Source organism: uncultured Aureimonas sp. (genome assembly GCF_913775355.1).
Classification (GTDB): Bacteria; Pseudomonadota; Alphaproteobacteria; order Rhizobiales; family Rhizobiaceae; genus Aureimonas.
This window is the reverse complement of sequence record NZ_CAJYIU010000163.1, coordinates 25,223-40,772: the sequence shown is the minus strand read 5'-3', so window position 1 is coordinate 40,772 and position 15,550 is coordinate 25,223. Positions and strand designations below refer to the sequence as shown.

At 66.2% G+C, this 15,550-nt stretch carries 12 protein-coding genes; 4 read left to right on the top strand and 8 right to left on the bottom strand.

Annotated features, from left to right (window positions below; genetic code table 11):
- The 8 genes from QZ753_RS10705 to QZ753_RS10670 all read right to left on the bottom strand — a co-directional run.
- Window positions 1–790: MFS transporter (locus tag QZ753_RS10705; protein ID WP_294643570.1), on the bottom strand; the 790-nt coding region annotated here is incomplete at its 3' end.
- Between the two features lie 146 nt (window positions 791–936).
- The gene (locus QZ753_RS10700; RefSeq protein ID WP_294643568.1) at window positions 937–1,743 is read right to left on the bottom strand and encodes an enoyl-CoA hydratase/isomerase family protein; all 807 of its coding nucleotides are present in this window, start codon (window positions 1,741–1,743) and stop codon (window positions 937–939) included.
- 24 nt (window positions 1,744–1,767) lie between these two features.
- Complete coding sequence (locus tag QZ753_RS10695; RefSeq protein ID WP_294643566.1) at window positions 1,768–3,312, bottom strand: AMP-binding protein; 1,545 nt, start codon at window positions 3,310–3,312, stop codon at window positions 1,768–1,770.
- Window positions 3,305–3,823, bottom strand: a complete 519-nt coding sequence (locus QZ753_RS10690) for a (2Fe-2S)-binding protein (protein ID WP_294643564.1) — start codon at window positions 3,821–3,823, stop codon at window positions 3,305–3,307. The genes QZ753_RS10695 and QZ753_RS10690 overlap by 8 nt, the downstream gene beginning before the upstream one ends.
- Complete coding sequence (locus QZ753_RS10685; RefSeq protein ID WP_294643562.1) at window positions 3,811–4,638, bottom strand: FAD binding domain-containing protein; 828 nt, start codon at window positions 4,636–4,638, stop codon at window positions 3,811–3,813. Before QZ753_RS10685 ends, QZ753_RS10690 begins: the two co-directional genes overlap by 13 nt.
- Window positions 4,635–7,604 carry a molybdopterin cofactor-binding domain-containing protein gene (locus tag QZ753_RS10680; protein ID WP_294643560.1) on the bottom strand — a complete coding sequence of 990 codons (2,970 nt, stop codon included), beginning with the start codon at window positions 7,602–7,604 and terminating at the stop codon, window positions 4,635–4,637. The genes QZ753_RS10685 and QZ753_RS10680 overlap by 4 nt, the downstream gene beginning before the upstream one ends.
- Window positions 7,605–7,719: 115 nt before the next feature.
- A complete protein-coding gene (locus QZ753_RS10675) occupies window positions 7,720–8,565 on the bottom strand; it encodes an AraC family transcriptional regulator (RefSeq protein ID WP_294643575.1) in 846 nt (281 codons plus the stop codon).
- 391 nt (window positions 8,566–8,956) lie between these two features.
- Window positions 8,957–10,600: a sigma 54-interacting transcriptional regulator gene (locus tag QZ753_RS10670; RefSeq protein ID WP_294643558.1), complete on the bottom strand. Its 1,644-nt coding sequence runs from the start codon at window positions 10,598–10,600 to the stop codon at window positions 8,957–8,959.
- Window positions 10,601–11,059: 459 nt separating this feature from the next.
- Here QZ753_RS10670 and QZ753_RS10665 point away from each other — a divergent pair, with 459 nt between their 5' ends.
- The 4 genes from QZ753_RS10665 to QZ753_RS10650 all read left to right on the top strand — a co-directional run bounded on the left by QZ753_RS10665 (window position 11,060) and on the right by QZ753_RS10650 (window position 15,548).
- Window positions 11,060–12,112, top strand: coding sequence for an NAD(P)-dependent alcohol dehydrogenase (locus tag QZ753_RS10665; protein ID WP_294643555.1), 1,053 nt, complete (start codon window positions 11,060–11,062; stop codon window positions 12,110–12,112).
- A 92-nt stretch (window positions 12,113–12,204) separates the two neighbouring features.
- Entirely contained in the window at window positions 12,205–13,755 is a 1,551-nt protein-coding gene (locus QZ753_RS10660; RefSeq protein ID WP_294643553.1) for an extracellular solute-binding protein, read from the top strand.
- Between the two features lie 81 nt (window positions 13,756–13,836).
- Window positions 13,837–14,721 carry a carbohydrate ABC transporter permease gene (locus QZ753_RS10655; RefSeq protein WP_294643551.1) on the top strand — a complete coding sequence of 295 codons (885 nt, stop codon included), beginning with the start codon at window positions 13,837–13,839 and terminating at the stop codon, window positions 14,719–14,721.
- Window positions 14,718–15,548 (top strand): carbohydrate ABC transporter permease, encoded by an 831-nt coding sequence (locus QZ753_RS10650; RefSeq protein WP_294643549.1) that lies wholly within the window; start codon window positions 14,718–14,720, stop codon window positions 15,546–15,548. The genes QZ753_RS10655 and QZ753_RS10650 overlap by 4 nt, the downstream gene beginning before the upstream one ends.
- Window positions 15,549–15,550: the final 2 nt, after the last annotated feature.

The window sequence follows — 15,550 nt, the reverse complement described above, 5'->3', positions numbered from 1 at the left end:
GAAGCAGGGTTAGAAGGAAGCCATTGAGCTGCGGACGGGAGAACAGGGTTCTGACCGGCGAGGCATCCTTCGGCGCGGTCGCGCTCTTCAGCGCCTTCTTCGCCTGAAGCTGCTTGAAAAGCGGCGATTCCTCGAGATTGCGGAAGATGAAGAGGCCGATCACCGAGGTCAGGAGGCCGGAGAAGAACATCACTCGCCAGCCGGTCTCGGCGAAGGCGTCGCCGGGAAAGAGGAGCGAGACCACGAAGAAGACTAGCGAGGCGAGGAGGCCGCCGATGGCCGAGCCGCCGCCGCCGATCGCCCCGGACATGAAGCCGCGCCAGCGCTCAGGGACGGTTTCCGTGCCGATCGTGTGCGAGGACGCCACGACGCCGCCGACGAAGATGCCTTGCACGAGGCGGAAGAACAGGAACAGCGCCGTGGCGAGCCAGCCGATCTGTCCCACCGTCGGCAGCAGCCCGAAGATCGCCGTCGAGAGGCCGACGCCCGTGACTGCCACCATCAAGGCCCGCTTACGGCCGAAGCGATCGGCATAGGAGCCGAAGATCGCCGAGCCGAGCGGGCGCACAAGAAGCGTGACGGCGAAAGACGCGTAGGCGCCCGCCAGCGACAGCATCGGCTGCTCGGACGGGAAGAACAAACGCCCGACCACCGGGGCCACGTAGAGCAGGATGAAGAGGTCGAAGAGGTCGAGCCCCCATCCGAACAGGGACGCGGCGGCGGCCGTGACGGTCTGCCGGCGCGTGGGGGGCGGGATGGCGGATGGGTCCGCCTGTTCAAGCGCTGTCATGATGGTTTCCTCCGCTTAAGGGCCGGTCTTGCGTGCCGGCGTCGGTGGCTTGGGCATGTCTCTCCCGACCCCGGCGGGACGCCGGGGGCCAAGCCATTGTTTTCGATGATGATGCGCCGGTCGAAAGCCCGGATGACCGGGGTGTGTCAGACCCCCTTGAAGGTCGGCTTTCGCTTGGCGTGGAAAGCCTCGACGCCTTCCCGGAAGTCCTCCGACATCCGCAGACGCGAGTAGTTCAGCCCTTCCAGCTCGATCGCGGTGGTCAGGAGCGCGTCGTCGCTGTCGTTCAAGAGCTTCTTGGCGGTGCGCTGGGCGAGCGGCGAGAAGGTGCGCAATTCCTCGACCAGCGTCGCGACGGCGGCCTCCAGCGCATCATCTGGGTGACATTCGGTGGCAATGCCCCATTCGAGCGCCTGGGACCCCGATATGCGCTTGGAGCGCATCACGATGTCCTTGGTGCGCGTGACGCCGACGATCTTCTGGAGGCGCGCCGATCCGCCCGAGCCCGGAATCTGGCCGAGTTTCTGCTCGGGCAGGGCGTAGAGCGTCGTTTCGGACGCCACACGAAAGTCGCAGGCGAGCGACAGCTCGAAGCCGACGCCGAAGCAGTAGCCGCGGTTCATCGCGATCACGGGCTTCTCGCAGCGCGCCGGCGCCGCCACGTTCCAGGCGAGCTTGGAGACGTGCTCGGGGCTCGCCTCAAGGAAGCCCTTGATGTCGCCGCCCGAGGAGAAATGCTCGCCGGCGCCCGACAGGACGATTACCCGCACGCGCGGATCGGCGTCGAGCGCCTCGAATGCCAGACGGAGCTGGTCGCGCGCGGCCATCGATACGACGTTGTAAGGGGGACGATCAAGCACGATGTCGGCCCGCTCGTGGGCCGGGTCGATCGTGACCGCGAAGCCGTCGAGGGATCGGAGCTCGGGATGGTCGAAGCGATAGGGTTCGCTCATGGGGATGATCCTTTTGGTGAGTTGTCAGGAGGCGGCGCGCGTCGCGGCCGGGGTTTCGAGCTCGTATTCCCCGGCCACCAGAAGGCGACGCAGCAGCTTGCCGACCGGGCTCTTGGGGATGGCGTTCACGAAGACGTAGGCGCGGGGCCGCCGGAAGTTGGCGAGGCCCGAGCGCTTGCAGTGCTCGTCGAGCTCGGCCTCGTCGACCATGCCCGAACGCTTCACGAAGGCGGTGACGACCTTGCCCCAGCGCTCATCGGGAAGGCCGACCACCGCCACCTCGTCGACGCAGGGGTGGAGCGACAGGCAGCTTTCAATCTCGACTGGCGAGACGTTCTCGCCACCGGTGATGATCATGTCGTCGGTGCGCCCGGTTACGAAGAGGTCGCCGTCCTCGTCGAGGAAGCCGGTGTCACCCGTGAAGTACCAACCGTCGCGGATCGCCTTGGCGTCGGCCTCGGGGCGCTTCCAGTAGCCTTCGAAGCTCTCGTCCCCCTTCAGGAGCACGGCGATCTCGCCCTCCTCTCGCGGGGCTGCGCGTCGGGAGGCGTCACGCTCGCCGAGCTTCACCACACGGACCATCTGGTTGATGCCCGCGCGGCCCGCCGAACCGGGCTTTTCCGGCGCCTTCTGATCGATCGTGAACGTGTAGACCTCGGACGAGCCGTAGTGGTTGACGAAGAGTTCGGGCTGGAAGCTTTCGCCAAGGCGCCGCATGAGGCCGTCGGTCATGGAGGCGCCGGCGAAGCCGAGCTTGGTGACGCTGCGCACGCGGCCGGGCGAGAAGGACGGATGGTGGACGATGTCGTGGTAGAGAGTGGGGACCAGATAGAGATTGGTGATCCCGTTCTCCTCGATGGCGCGCAGCGCCCCTTCCACGTCGAAGCGCGGGAGGCAGACGAAGGTGCCGCCGATCAGCGAGGTGGCGAGCAGCGAGCGCACGCCCATCGTGTGGTAGAGCGGCATGACGCCGAGGGTGCGCTCGCCGTGCCGGTAGAGGTTCTGCGCGACATGGGCGAGCGCGCCGGCGCGCTCGGCGTGGTGGCGGCGCGGCACCCCCTTCGGCCGCGACGTGGTGCCCGACGTATAGAGCATCAGCGACCAGTTCTGCGCCGACGCGCGGGGTTCGAAGGTCGCTCCGTCGCCCGCCATCAGTCCGGCCAGGCTCATGCCGCCGTTCCCGTCCTCGACCGGCAGCCGGATCGCCTCCTGTGCCCGCGTGCTGGCGCTGACGGCATCGAAGGACACGGGTTCGTAGACGAGAATGCGTGCCTCGGAATCCTCCAGCGCGTAGTCGATCTCGTCGCTCTTCGCGCGCCAGTTGAGCGGCGTGACGACCAACCCCGCGAACTGGCAGGCCCAGTGCAGGGTGGCGTTCTCCCAGCGGTTCTGCAGGAGGGTCAGGACGCGGTCGCCCGGCCGGAGACCCAAGTCCGTGAGGCCCTTCGCCAGCGCGACGATGCGAGGCAGCCACTCGGCATAGGTCAGTCGCGTCGTGCCGTCGACGATCGCCAGCGCGCCCGGATCGCGCTCGACGCTCGCGAGAAAGCTGGTCCCGAGATCAAGCATGCGTTTCCTCCCGTCGTGCTTGGTTGAGTCTGTCTCGGGCATCCAGCGCCGCCCGCATGATGGGCGCGTAGCCGGTGCAGCGGCAGAGATGCCCTGACAGGTGATCGCGGATCTCCGCCTCGTCCGCGTCCGGTCGAGCGCGGAACAGGCAATCGAGGGTGATGAGAATGCCGGGCGTGCAGAACCCGCATTGCAGCCCGTGATGCCGGCGAAACGCCTCCTGGAGCACTGAGAGGCGTCCAGCCTCGGGCTCCAGCCCTTCGACCGTGCGGACCGCCTGACCGTCGACCTGACCCGCCAAAACCAGGCACGCGCGGGCCGGCTCGCCGTCGATCTCGACTGTGCAGGCACCGCAGACGCCGTGCTCGCAGCCGACATGGGTGCCGGTGGATCCGAGCCCGTGGCGTAGAACGTCCGTCAAGAGGGTGCGGGGCTCCGCCCAGGTCTCGACGGGGCGTCCGTTGAGGGTGAAACGGACGGGATGGCGTTCGGCTTTCGTCAGCTTCGGCATCTCAGCGCCTCCTCGATGGCATCGCGGCCGAGGCGGCGCACGAGTTCGCGCCGGTATCTCGGAGTGGCATGGAGGTCCTCGCGCGCGTCGAGCGACCAAGCGAAGTCGTTGAGGGCCTCGTCGAGATCGCCGCTCGCGGGATCGGGAAGCTCCCGCAGCGTCGGCACGTCGCCGACCCCGCCCACAGCCAGCCGAATGCCCTGCGGTCCGGCCACTGCCGCGCAAGCGACCACGGCGTAGTCGCCGTGCCGCCGGGCCACTTCTCGGAAGCCGAATCCCTGGCCCGCGCGCCGTAGCGGAAACGACACCGCCTCGATCATCTCGCCGGGCTGAAGGGCAGTCGCCATCATTCCAAGAAAGAAGTCCCGCGCGGCGATGGTCCTGCGCGCCTTCTTCGTGCGCAGGTGGATATCACCCTCCAGCGCGATCAGCGCGAGGGGAAGCTCGGCGCTCGGATCGGCATGGGCGAGTGATCCGCACACCGTTCCGCGCGACCGGGTCTGGACATGCCCGATGTAAGGAACGGCGGCGGCCAGTAGCGGGAGCCGGGTGGTTAGATCGGGCCAGCGCGCCAGTTCGACTTGCCTGACGCCAGCACCGATGCGTAGCGCGCCTTTCGCGACGTCGAGACCGCGCAAATCCGCAACGCCCATGATGTCGATGAGCACGCTGGGCCGCGCCAGACGCATGTTCAGCATGGGAACGAAACTCTGGCCGCCAGCGAGAACCCGCCCGTCCTCGCCCGCCTGCGCCAAGGCATCCAGCGCCTCGGCCAAGGTAGCGGCTCGAACGAAGTCGAATGGTGCGGGCTTCATGCGCGCCTCCCGATCAGGCGACGGAGCCGTGCCAGGACACCCAGCCCCGCACCGTTTCCTCCCCCCGCATGAGCAGCGAGCGACTTGAAGAACTGACCGATCACGACTCGAGCCGCGCCGTCCAGCAGGCGGCCGCCGACGGACGCGACCTTGCCGCCGATCACCGCCTCGTAGGCGTAATGGACTTCGGTTCGGTCCGCCGCGGTCTCGGTCAGCGTGATCCGTCCCGAGCCCCTGCCGAAGCCGAGCGCCCCGTCCGTCCCGCCCGACAGGGTCACGGCCTCGTGCTCCGCCAAGTCCGAGAGTTCAATCTCGGCGCGGTAGCGCCCCTTCACCGGGCCGACGCCAAGCGTGACATCGGCGAGGAAGCGCGTGGGCGACACCTTGCGCACGCCATGCGCGCCGGGGATCACCGCCTCTAGTGTCTTGGGGTCAAGCAGCATGTCCCAGACGGCCTGCCGTGGTGCCGCGACCAGTGCCGAGCCTTCCCCCGTCAGCTTGCGCTCGCCGGGCTTGGCGGGCGCGGCCGTTCTTGTCGGGGCCTCGCGAGAGGGCTTTTCCTTGGCGGCAAGACGATCCGCGACACGCGCAGGAACGAGCGGAAGCGTCACATCCTCGAAGTCGCAGGCATCCGCTACCGCGTTGGCGAGGCAGACGGGGGTGGACATGCAGTTCCCCTCGCCGACGCCCTTGGCCCCCAACGGGGTGAAGGGCGACGGGCTCTCGTAATGGAGGATGACCGGCTCGGGCACTTCCATCACGGTGGGAATGAGGTAGTCCGCCAACGTGCCTGACAGGAAGCTGCCGTCCGGACCGTAGGCATATTCCTCCAGCAGCGCCGCCCCGACCGCGTGGGCGAAGCCGCCCGTCACCTGACCTGCCACCATGCCGGGATGCAGGATCCGGCCGCAGTCGTGCATCGTGACGTACTTGTCGATGCGCACCGCGCCGGTGAGCCGGTCCACCTCGACGCCGCAAAAGTCGAAGATGAAGCCGTGACAGAGCGAGGAGTTCACCGCGTCCTCGTCATCCGGCGCGATCAGTTGCTCCGGCGTCCAGAAGACCGTCTCGCGGATCGTCTGGTCGACGTCGTCGGGCAGCGTTCCCGGCGCCCAGTGCGCGGCGGCGGCGACGCGCGCGAAGGATACGGAGTTCGCGGAGTTGCCGCGCGCTTGGGCGCGGCCGTTCTCAAGGTCCACCTCGTCGGCCGCGACGTTGAGCTGCCCGGCGGCGACGCGCTTCAGCTTCTCCGCGACCCGGTCAGCCGCGAGCTTGGTCGCGCCGGCGACGGCGGGGGCGAAGCGGCTAGAATAGTTGCCGGACGCGATGGACCAGGCGTCGCGCGCCGTATCCACATCGGCAAGAACGCGGATGGCACCGGGCTCCAGTCCCAGGACATCGGCGACGACCTGCGCGAGCACCGTGCGGTGCCCCTGTCCCTGTGGCACGGAGGCGACCTTGACGGACACCGCGCCGAGCGGATCGATCGCGATCGTCGCGGTCGCCTGCGCGCCGTTCTTCGGACCGGCCTTACGGCGCGCGGCCGGCGACAGCACGGCGGTGATGTAGCCCATGTTGGAGACGCTCGGCTCAACGGCGGCCGTATAGCCGATTCCATAAAGCCGGCCTTCGGCGCGCGCCGCCCGGCGGGTCTCGATGAGGCCCGCCAGTCCGCCTTGGTCGATTGCGCGGGTCATGGCCGCCTGGTAGTCGCCGCTGTCGAGGAGCGCGCCGGTCGCCGTTCGATAGGGAAAGGACCCCGCCGGCACGAGATTGCGCCGGATGACGTCGAGCGGATCGAGCCCCAGCTCCACCGCGATCCGCTGCATCAGGCGCTCGAGCGCGAAATACATCTGCGGACCGCCGAAGCCCCGGTTGAGGCCGGTCGGGGTCTTGTTGGTGAGCACGATCCGGTTGCGGATTGCGACATGGCGAATGGCGTATGCGCCCGTCATGTTGCCGTGCATGCGATAGAGGGTGGCGGGTTCGGGCGCCCTGAGGTGGGCGCCGCAATCCTCAAGCTGGTCCCAGCGCAGCGCCGCGACCCGCCCGTCCGCCTCGACCGCGGCCTCCAGGGTCGTCACCCGGTTCGTCGCGGACACGGAAGCCGAGAGGTGTTCGAGCCGATCCTCGATCCACTTCACCGGCCGGTCGGCCAAACGAGCGGCGAGCGCAATGAGGATCACATAGGGCAACACCCCCTGCTTGATGCCGAACGAACCGCCCGAGTCTTGCGGCGTGCGCAGGCGCATCCGGTTGCCCGGCACGTTCAGGGCGCGCGCGATCACGGCGTGGATGGAGAAGGGACCTTGGAAGTTGGCCGTAACGTCGTAGGCATCCTCGCCCGGATCGTAGGACGCGACGACGCCATAGGTCTCGATCGGCGTGCCCGAATTGCGGGGATAGCGGACGGTGACCGCCACGCGATTGGCAGCACTCTCGAAGGCCGCGTCCGGGTCGCCGTAACGAAACAGGCGCTCGTTGATGACGTTGCCGCTCAAGGAGGGATGAAGCCTTGGCGAGTCCGGCTCGGCCGCCGCACCGGGATCGACGACCGCGGCCAGGACCTCGTACTCGACCTCCACGAGATCGGCGGCGTCTTCGGCGATGTAGCGATCAGCGGCGACGATCACGGCGACCGGCTCGCCGACGTAGCGTACCCGGTCCACGGCAATCGGCCAGGCCTCGACATCGGCCTTCACGCCAACGGTCATCGCGCGCGACAGGCGTCGGACTTCGTCGGACGTCAGGACAACGGCAACGCCGGGCAGAGCAAGCGCCTTGGAGGCATCGATGCTCAGGATCTTGGCATGGGCATGAGGCGAACGAAGGATCGCGGCGTGCAGCGTTCCCGGCGTGATCGGCAGATCGTCCATGTAGCGGCCGCGGCCCGTCAACAGCGCCGCGTCCTCGACGCGCGGCACAGAACGCCCCGTCCAGCCGCCCGTTGGCGGAATGGCGGTCATATGTGAATCCTCCCAAGGCGCCGACCCGTCGGGAGCGCCATGGACAGGAGCCTAGGGAGAACCTTCTAGACGCACGATCCCGTCCGGTCTCACGGCTTACCGAGGAGTCTCACAATTAAGCGGGCATTCGCGTCACGGCGCGGAAACCCGAGGGCGACGAACCAGCATGGTCGTGAAAGAAGCGGGAGAAATGCGCAGGAACGGAAAAGCCAAGACTCTCCGAGATCGCGGAGAGGTTCGCCTCGCTGTCGGAAACGGCCTGTACGGCTCGCTCCAATCGGGCGGCGTTCAGATAGATGCGCGGTGAAACGCCGAAGGACGTCTCGAACAACCGAAAGAACTGCGCCCGTGACACGCCCGAGCCGGAGATCAAATCGTCGATCTGCCGGACCGCGCCCGGGTCTGACTTGATCTGGGCCGCGACCAAACGGATCCTCCGGTCAATGCTCGGCCCCCTTGCCAGATCCCGGAGCGAGACGGCCGTCTCGCGCCAGGGAGTGAATCGCTCGATGACCGACACCATCAGTGCCGATAACAATGTCTCGTGCAGGCTTCGGTTTCCCGGCTCCGCGACCATCGCGCGCGCCATATCGTCGGCGAGGACGCGGATGCGCGGGTTGATGGCGCCTGCGGCTCGCGCGAAGAAGCCGGGGCGTCCGCTTGCGGTCCAGTTGGGTCTAAATTCGGCGAGCCACCTGGGCTCGATATAAAGCGCGAGGATAATCGTCGGCGGGCGACGAGCGTCGTGCGCATAGGCATGTGGTTCCCATGCATTGACGAGGACGGCGCTGTCGTCGGTGAGAGGAACGAGGTCGTCGCGCACCGAGAACTGCGTATCCGCACCCTCCACCTTCAAAAGAACATGGCAATGAGGATGAGCATGCCGCACAAGCGGACGATCCATGTCCAACAGGGCGACGCGGCCGAATTTCCCCTGAGCAATTCTTAAAGCGCTCGACATCCGCTGATCATACGGCAATTTCAGCGAAATGGCATTGCCGATCACCCGTCAAGTCGCTTCGTTGGCCACAAGACAGCGTGCAGGAGCCGATAGACAGCTTTTGCCTAATGTCGGCTTTCTAAAAGACCAATCGCAGAGCTGCCGGTCCGCTTCCAGCCCGAAGTCGCCGGTCTCGATATAGGTAAGATGGGTGGAAAGCGGAACGGAAGTTTTATGATTGAAACTTGGCAAAGCTGCCGTTCCGCTGCTCCTGCATCATCGACGGAGGATAGAATAAGCATCGTGCATTGTCGTGACTATGAGGTTCGTTCCGACGCCGAACGAGGCGATAGTCGCAGCTGCCCTTCATCTGAATGCCTTTTCGGCCACGGCTTGGGCTTAACTCTCGGACTTACTGGACGTGCTTGTAAACCGTCGTCCTTGACAGGCCGAGGCGCCGTGCTGTCAGGGCGATGTTTTGGTCGGCCGAGCGGTAGGCGAGACGGATGCTGGAGCAGCGGGGCTCGTTCACGGCATGCCCGCGGCAGGCTCCGCAGGTGTCGGCGACGGCCGGAGCGCGCATGAGTTCGAAGGCCGTCTCATCGAGGAACGGCATCTTGCGACGCAGGAGCGCACGCTGAAGCACGGCTTCCAACTCGCGCATGTTGCCGGGCCAACTGCGCGCGCCTAGCCGACGAACGGCCTCATCGGTGACGACAGTTCCAGGCGCCAGCCGCTCTACCACATGCCGCACGATTTGGGGGAAGTCGGCGCGGGCGCAGAGCGAGGGAAGACGGATGGTGAACGTGTTCAAGCGGTAGAGAAGATCGCTCCGGAACAGGCGTTGCGCGACCATCTCCTCCAGATCCCGGTTCGTCGCCGAGACGATCTGGATGTCGAGCTTGGTGCTCTTCTGTCCGCCGACCGGCCGCACCTCCTGCGTGTCGAGAAAGCGCAGGAGCGCGGTCTGGGCGGCCAGCGGAATATCGGCCACCTCGTCGAGGAACAGCGTCCCCTTGTGTGCCTGGCGCGCGAGGCCCGGCGCGCCTTCGCCGCGTGCGCCGGTGAAGGCTCCGCGCTCGTGGCCGAAGAGTTCGGCGATGAAGAGGCTTTCCGGCAGAGCACCGCAGTTCACGGCGACGAACTCGCCCGACCGTCCAGAGGCGGCATGCACATGACGGGCCATGCGGTCCTTGCCCGTTCCCGTTTCGCCGGTGACGAGAACGGGGAGCCGGAGCGAGGTGGCATCGGCGACCTCCTCCAGAGCAGCGCGAAGCTCGGGATCGTCGCACACGAAATCCGGATGGCTCTTGCGCTCCACAACGGTGACATTGGCAGCGGTCTTCTGCGGCGCCTCGATCCGGCCAAGCCCCGCGCGTCCAATCTGGCGGCAGACCATGAACACGCTACTGCCGGCACGGTCGCGGATCCTAACGACCCCGCCGTTGAGCAGCCCGTCCATCGCGCTGCCGAAACCGGCCTCGAAAAGGTCGTCGAAATGGATGCCCTGATCGACCGGCAGTCCGGCGAGAAGGGCCGTACCGGGCCGGTTCAGCGAATGGACGGCGCCCTCCCGAGACAACGCGATCAAGCCGGCCGAGAGCGTGTCGAGATATTCGACGCGCGGATGGAAGGCGAAGATGAAGCTTTCCGAGCGCTGCTGATAGATGAGCCCGTTCTCGATCTGCGAAGCGGCCATCCGAACCAGGGCATGCGTGTGCTGCTGGCGCGCCTCGTTGGTGCAGGATGCATCAAGAAGTCCAAGCACATTGCCTTCCGCGTCGAGGATGGGGGCCGCCATGCAGGACAGATGCCCGTGGCAGGCGAAGTAGTGCTCGCGCCCGTAGACCGCGACGGGCTGGCGCTCCATCACGGCGAGGCCTAAAGCGTTGGTGCCCCGCTCGCGCTCGCGCCAGACGCTTCCGGGCACAATGGAGCGCCCAGCCTCGCTCTCGGCGAACTGGTGGTCGCTGATCGTATCGAGCACCACGCCTTCGCCATCGCCCAGCGCAATCACGAAGTTCGAGCCGGCGATTTGCGAATGAAGAAGTTGCATCTCGGCAAGCGCCAGACGCCGTAACGTCGCTAGCGCCTCGCGCCGATGCCCAACCTCGACGAAGGGAATGATTTCGCCGCGTGGACGAGAGCGTGGATCAAGCCCTGTTTCGCGGCATCGCTGCCAGCTCGATGAAACGCTGGACGATAGGGCTCCCGACGGCACGCGCTGACCTGCCTCGAGGGCGAGCCGAGCACGGTCAATTCCCGACAACAGATGCTGCATGGCTCCTCCCTCCCGCAACATTGGCCATGACCAGACTACATCGCGCGCGACAGGCTGCAATGACCAGAAACTGGACACATCGATGCGGGAGCCGTCCAGCGACTGGACGTTAGGCCTCCAGAGGGGAAACGCCTCAAAGCCCTGCTTTCACAGGAGGTTAATGAACTGGCACGGCGGTTGCAGGAGGGTCGTCAGGCACCGGTCCAGCGGGTGTCCGCGACGGGAGGAGAAGGCATGAAAGCGCAGGTCCTGAAGACATACGACGATCATCTGACGGCGTCGAACTGGCTGAGCTACGAGGACGTTCCCGACCCCACCATCACCAAGGCCAACGACGTGATCGTGCGCATCGGCGGGGCGGGCGTATGCCGCACCGACCTGCACATCATCGAGGGCGTCTGGCGTCCGCACATGGATCCGAACGCCGATCAGCTCCTGCCCTTCATCATGGGCCACGAGAACGCCGGCTGGGTGGAGGCGGTCGGCAAGGAGGTCGAGAACGTGAAGGTGGGCGATCCCGTAATCGTCCATCCGAAGATCTCGGGCGGCACGTGCCTCGCCTGTCGACGCGGCATGGACATGCACGCACCCGGCAAGTTCCCGGGCCTGGACTGCGACGGAGGCTATGCCGAGTTCCTTTGCACGTCCGACCGCAACATCGTGCCACTTCCGAAGACGCTCGCTCCAAAAGATGTCGCGCCCTATTCCGACGCGGGCCTCACGGCCTACCGCGCAGTGAAGAAGGCGACGCGCCACCTCCTGCCTGGCGAGACCTGCGTCGTGATCGGCGCGGGCGGCCTCGGCCATATCGGCATCCAGTGCCTCAAGGCGATGTGCGCGGCCGATGTCGTCGTGGTCGACAAGTCCGACGCCTCGTTGGAACTCGCCCGTAAGATGGGCGCCGACCATCTCGTGAAGGCCGACGGCAACGAGGTCGAGGCCGTGCTGCAGCTGACGGGCGGCAACGGCGCGGAAGCCGTGATCGACTTCGTCGGCGAGAAGGGCACCACAAGAAAGGGCCTCGCGATGACGCGCGGCGCAGGCTCCTATTATGTCGTCGGCTACGGCGAGGACATCGTGGTGCCCACAGTCGACTTGGTGATCGCCGAGAAGAGCATCATCGGCAATCTCGTAGGGACCTGGGCGGAGCTCGTGGAACTCATGGCGCTCGCCGACCGCGGGCTCGTGAATCTCGCGACCGTGGAATATCGGCTCGCCGACGCCAACCAGGCACTGCAGGACCTCAATGCGGGGAAAATCCACGGCCGTGCCGTCCTGATCCCCTGATGCCCGAAAGTCGCGGGACGGGAGTTCCCCGCGTCTTTCTATCTGACCACCCTGCGCCGGAGGGGCGCGACGATCCTCGGGAGGAGACCCACATGAAACGGCATGCATTCTGGATGACCTCGGCCTGCGCGCTCGCCACCGCGGCGCCGTCGTTCGCCGCCGACATCGACTACAAGGCCTACGGGGACTATGCGCAGTACGGCTCGGCTCCGGACGTTCCGGGCGCCTGCTCCTACGAGGCGATCGACGCCAAGGACTATTCCGGCAAGACGCTGCGCGTCATCACACACGCGGTGCCGGTGATCGGCGAGCCGACGGACCTCCACGCCAAGCAGTTCCAGGCGCTCACCGGCGCGCAGGTCGATGTCGTGCACATTCCGTTCGGCGATCTCTACCAGCGCCTGATGATCCCGTTCCAGACGCGCCAGGCCGCCTACGACGTGATGTTCTACCCCTCGCTCTGGATCGGCGACGTCCAGAGTTACCTCCAGCCCGTGCCGGCCGCCTATCAGGAGGTGCCGGGGATGAAGGAGGTCACGCAGAACTACCGCGACGTCGCCACCTGGGGCGACCAGATGATCCAGTATCCGGTCGACGGCGACCGGCACTACCTCAAGTACCGCGCCGACATCTTCGATAACCCGGAATACCAGCAGCGCTTCAAGGCCGAGACGGGCCAAGACCTGCGAGTGCCGCGCACCTGGGAGGAGTACAACGCGGTCGCCAAGTTCTTCACCGGCTGGGACTGGGGCAAGGACGGGCGCGGGCAGTTCGGCTCGGCTGAGGTGACCAAGCGCGACGATCTGATGTTCTCGGCCTTCATCAGCCGCGCCGCCGCCTATACCAAGAACCCCAACGTGAAGGGCGGCTACTTCTTCAAGCTCGACACGATGGAGCCGCAGATCAACAATCCGGGCTTCGTGAAAGCGCTGGAGATGTTCATCGACGCGCAGAAGGCCTTCCCGCCGGGCGGCACCAATTTCGGCCTTGGCGACGAGATCTTCTCGTTCGGCGGCGGCCAGTCGCTGATGAGCTATTCCTGGGACGACGCCTTCATCCAGGCGCAGGAGGCGTCGAGCCCGATCCGCAACAAGGTGGCGGCCGCGCCGCTGCCGGGCTCCACGCAGGTCTGGAACCGCGACACCAACGCCTGGGACACGTTCGAGACCCCGAACGCCCCGCCCTACATCACCTGGGGCTGGACGTCGGCCGTTTCCAAAGCCTCTAAGAACCAAGACATGGCCTTCGACTTCCTGTGCTTCTTCTCCAACGAGGCCAACACGCAGCTCGATCTGCAGATCGGCCGCTTCGGCGTCAATCCGTATCGCACCACCCACTTCGATCCGACCTTCTGGCAGGAGAAGCTCGGCTGGGAGGCCAATACGGCCAAGACCTATGTCGACACCCTGTCAGGCATGGATCAGTCCAACAACCGCGTCTTCGATCTGCGCGTGCCCGGCGTGAACCAGTTCATGTCGACGCTCGCCAACGGCGTCGCCGAAGCCATGGCTGGCCAGCGCAGTCCCCAGGAGGCGCTCGACGGGGTCGCCGCGCAGTGGAAGGAGATCGTCGACCGGATCGGTCCCGACCGCGTCCGCGAGGCCTATGCCAACGTGGTGGCGCTGGAAGATCGCGGCCGCTGACGACCGCGACGCTTTGAGCCCTGCCGGGACCGGCTGCTGCCGGCCCCGGCCTCCCTCGCCGCGCATCGGAGCCCTGTCGTCATGCAGCAGCGCGAATTCCGTCCCTACAAGCTCGCCTTCCTCCTGCCCGGCCTCCTGGTCCTTCTCGCCATCATCCTGTTCCCGCTGCTCTTCACCATCCGCGTCTCGCTGTCGGGCTGGGATGCGATCGTGCCGGGCCTCGACTGGGCGGGCGTGCGCAACTATGCCGGCGTCTTCAACGACGTCCGGTTCTGGCAGTCGCTCGGCCGTCTGTCCCTGATGGCGGTGGGCACGGTGCTGATCCAGTACGTGCTGGGCTTCGCGCTGGCGCTCCTCGTCTGGCGCGACATCCGCTTCCGCCGGCTGTGGCGCGTCCTGTTCCTGATCCCGATGATGACGACGCCGGTCGTCATGTCGGTGATCTGGCGCACGATCTTCCATGAGTCGCTGGGGCCCGCCAACGACCTCCTCGGCTTCATCGGCCTCGGGCCGTATCCCTGGCTGACCTCGGCGGAATGGGCTGTTGCCTCCGTGATGCTGGTCGAAATCTGGCAGTGGACGCCCTTCATGTTCCTGCTGCTACTCGCGGGCCTGATCTCGCTGCCGCGCGAGCCGTTCCTGGCCGCGGCCATCGACGGCGCGGGGCCGATCCGCACCTTCTTCAACGTCACATTCCCGCTGCTTGCGCCCGTCTCGATCGGAGCGATCATCATCCGCCTCATCGAGGCGTCAAAGCTGATGGAGACGGTCTACGTCCTCACCTCGGGCGGGCCCGGCACGGCGACCGAGACCACCGGCTACTACATCTACATCCGGGGCCTTCGCGACTTCCAGATCGGCTACGCGGCGGCGCTCTCGATCACCTACCTCGTCATCATGATCGTCCTGCTCACGATCGTCGCCAAGCTTCTGGTTCGTGTGTTCGTCGGAGGAAAGACGGCATGAAGGCGCTCAAGTATGTCCTCGTCGTCCTCTGGGGCGCCTTTGTCGTCACGCCGCTCCTCTGGGCGCTGACGACTTCGTTCAAGACCGCCAACGCCGTGACGGGCGGGCCGACCTACATCCCCTACCTCCAGTACGAGCCTTCGCTCGCTGGCTGGCGCTCGCTGTTCGGCGGGGCGGGCGGCATCGACATCGCCAAACCCTATCTCGACAGCCTCATCGTCACGCTAAGCGCCACCGCCATCTCGCTGGTGCTCGGCACGCTTGCCGCCTACGGCCTGTCGCGCTTCACCTACAAGGCTGGCTTCGTGAAGAACGCCGACCTCGTGTTCTTCTTCATCTCCCAGCGGATCATGCCGCCGATCGTCCTGTCGATCCCGTTCTTCCTGCTCCTGCAGTTCCTGAACCTCCTGGACTCGAAGATCGGGCTGATCCTCGTCTACATCGCGCTCCTCCTGCCCATCGCGGTCTGGATCATGGTCGATTTCTTTGACGGCGTGCCGCGCGCCATCGACGAGATGGCCATGCTCGACGGCTGCTCGCCCTTCGAGGCCTTCCGGTGCGTCGTCCTGCCGAACTCGCTGCCCGGCATTCTCGTCGCCGGCATGTTCTGCCTGATCTTCGGCTGGAACGACTTCTTCTTCGCCTTCACCCTAACCTTCACCGACACGCAGCTCCTGCCCGTCGCGGTAGTCGCGCTGAACTCATCCGTGACGCCCTGGTGGAGCCTGTCGGCTTCGGCCCTCGTCTCCGTTGCCCCCCTCATCCTGATCGCCTTCTTCGTCGAACGGCTTCTCTCGCGCGGCACGCTGGCCGGCGCGATCCGATAGGA

Coding starts and splice junctions, on each gene's coding strand:
- QZ753_RS10695 (WP_294643566.1), bottom strand. CDS start 3,312: ATGCTTGATCTCGGGACCAGCTTTCTCGCGAGCGTCGAGCGCGATCCG.
- QZ753_RS10650 (WP_294643549.1), top strand. CDS start 14,718: ATGAAGGCGCTCAAGTATGTCCTCGTCGTCCTCTGGGGCGCCTTTGTC.
- QZ753_RS10685 (WP_294643562.1), bottom strand. CDS start 4,638: ATGAAGCCCGCACCATTCGACTTCGTTCGAGCCGCTACCTTGGCCGAG.
- QZ753_RS10670 (WP_294643558.1), bottom strand. CDS start 10,600: ATGCAACTTCTTCATTCGCAAATCGCCGGCTCGAACTTCGTGATTGCG.
- QZ753_RS10655 (WP_294643551.1), top strand. CDS start 13,837: ATGCAGCAGCGCGAATTCCGTCCCTACAAGCTCGCCTTCCTCCTGCCC.
- QZ753_RS10690 (WP_294643564.1), bottom strand. CDS start 3,823: ATGCCGAAGCTGACGAAAGCCGAACGCCATCCCGTCCGTTTCACCCTC.
- QZ753_RS10680 (WP_294643560.1), bottom strand. CDS start 7,604: ATGACCGCCATTCCGCCAACGGGCGGCTGGACGGGGCGTTCTGTGCCG.
- QZ753_RS10665 (WP_294643555.1), top strand. CDS start 11,060: ATGAAAGCGCAGGTCCTGAAGACATACGACGATCATCTGACGGCGTCG.
- QZ753_RS10700 (WP_294643568.1), bottom strand. CDS start 1,743: ATGAGCGAACCCTATCGCTTCGACCATCCCGAGCTCCGATCCCTCGAC.
- QZ753_RS10660 (WP_294643553.1), top strand. CDS start 12,205: ATGAAACGGCATGCATTCTGGATGACCTCGGCCTGCGCGCTCGCCACC.
- QZ753_RS10675 (WP_294643575.1), bottom strand. CDS start 8,565: ATGTCGAGCGCTTTAAGAATTGCTCAGGGGAAATTCGGCCGCGTCGCC.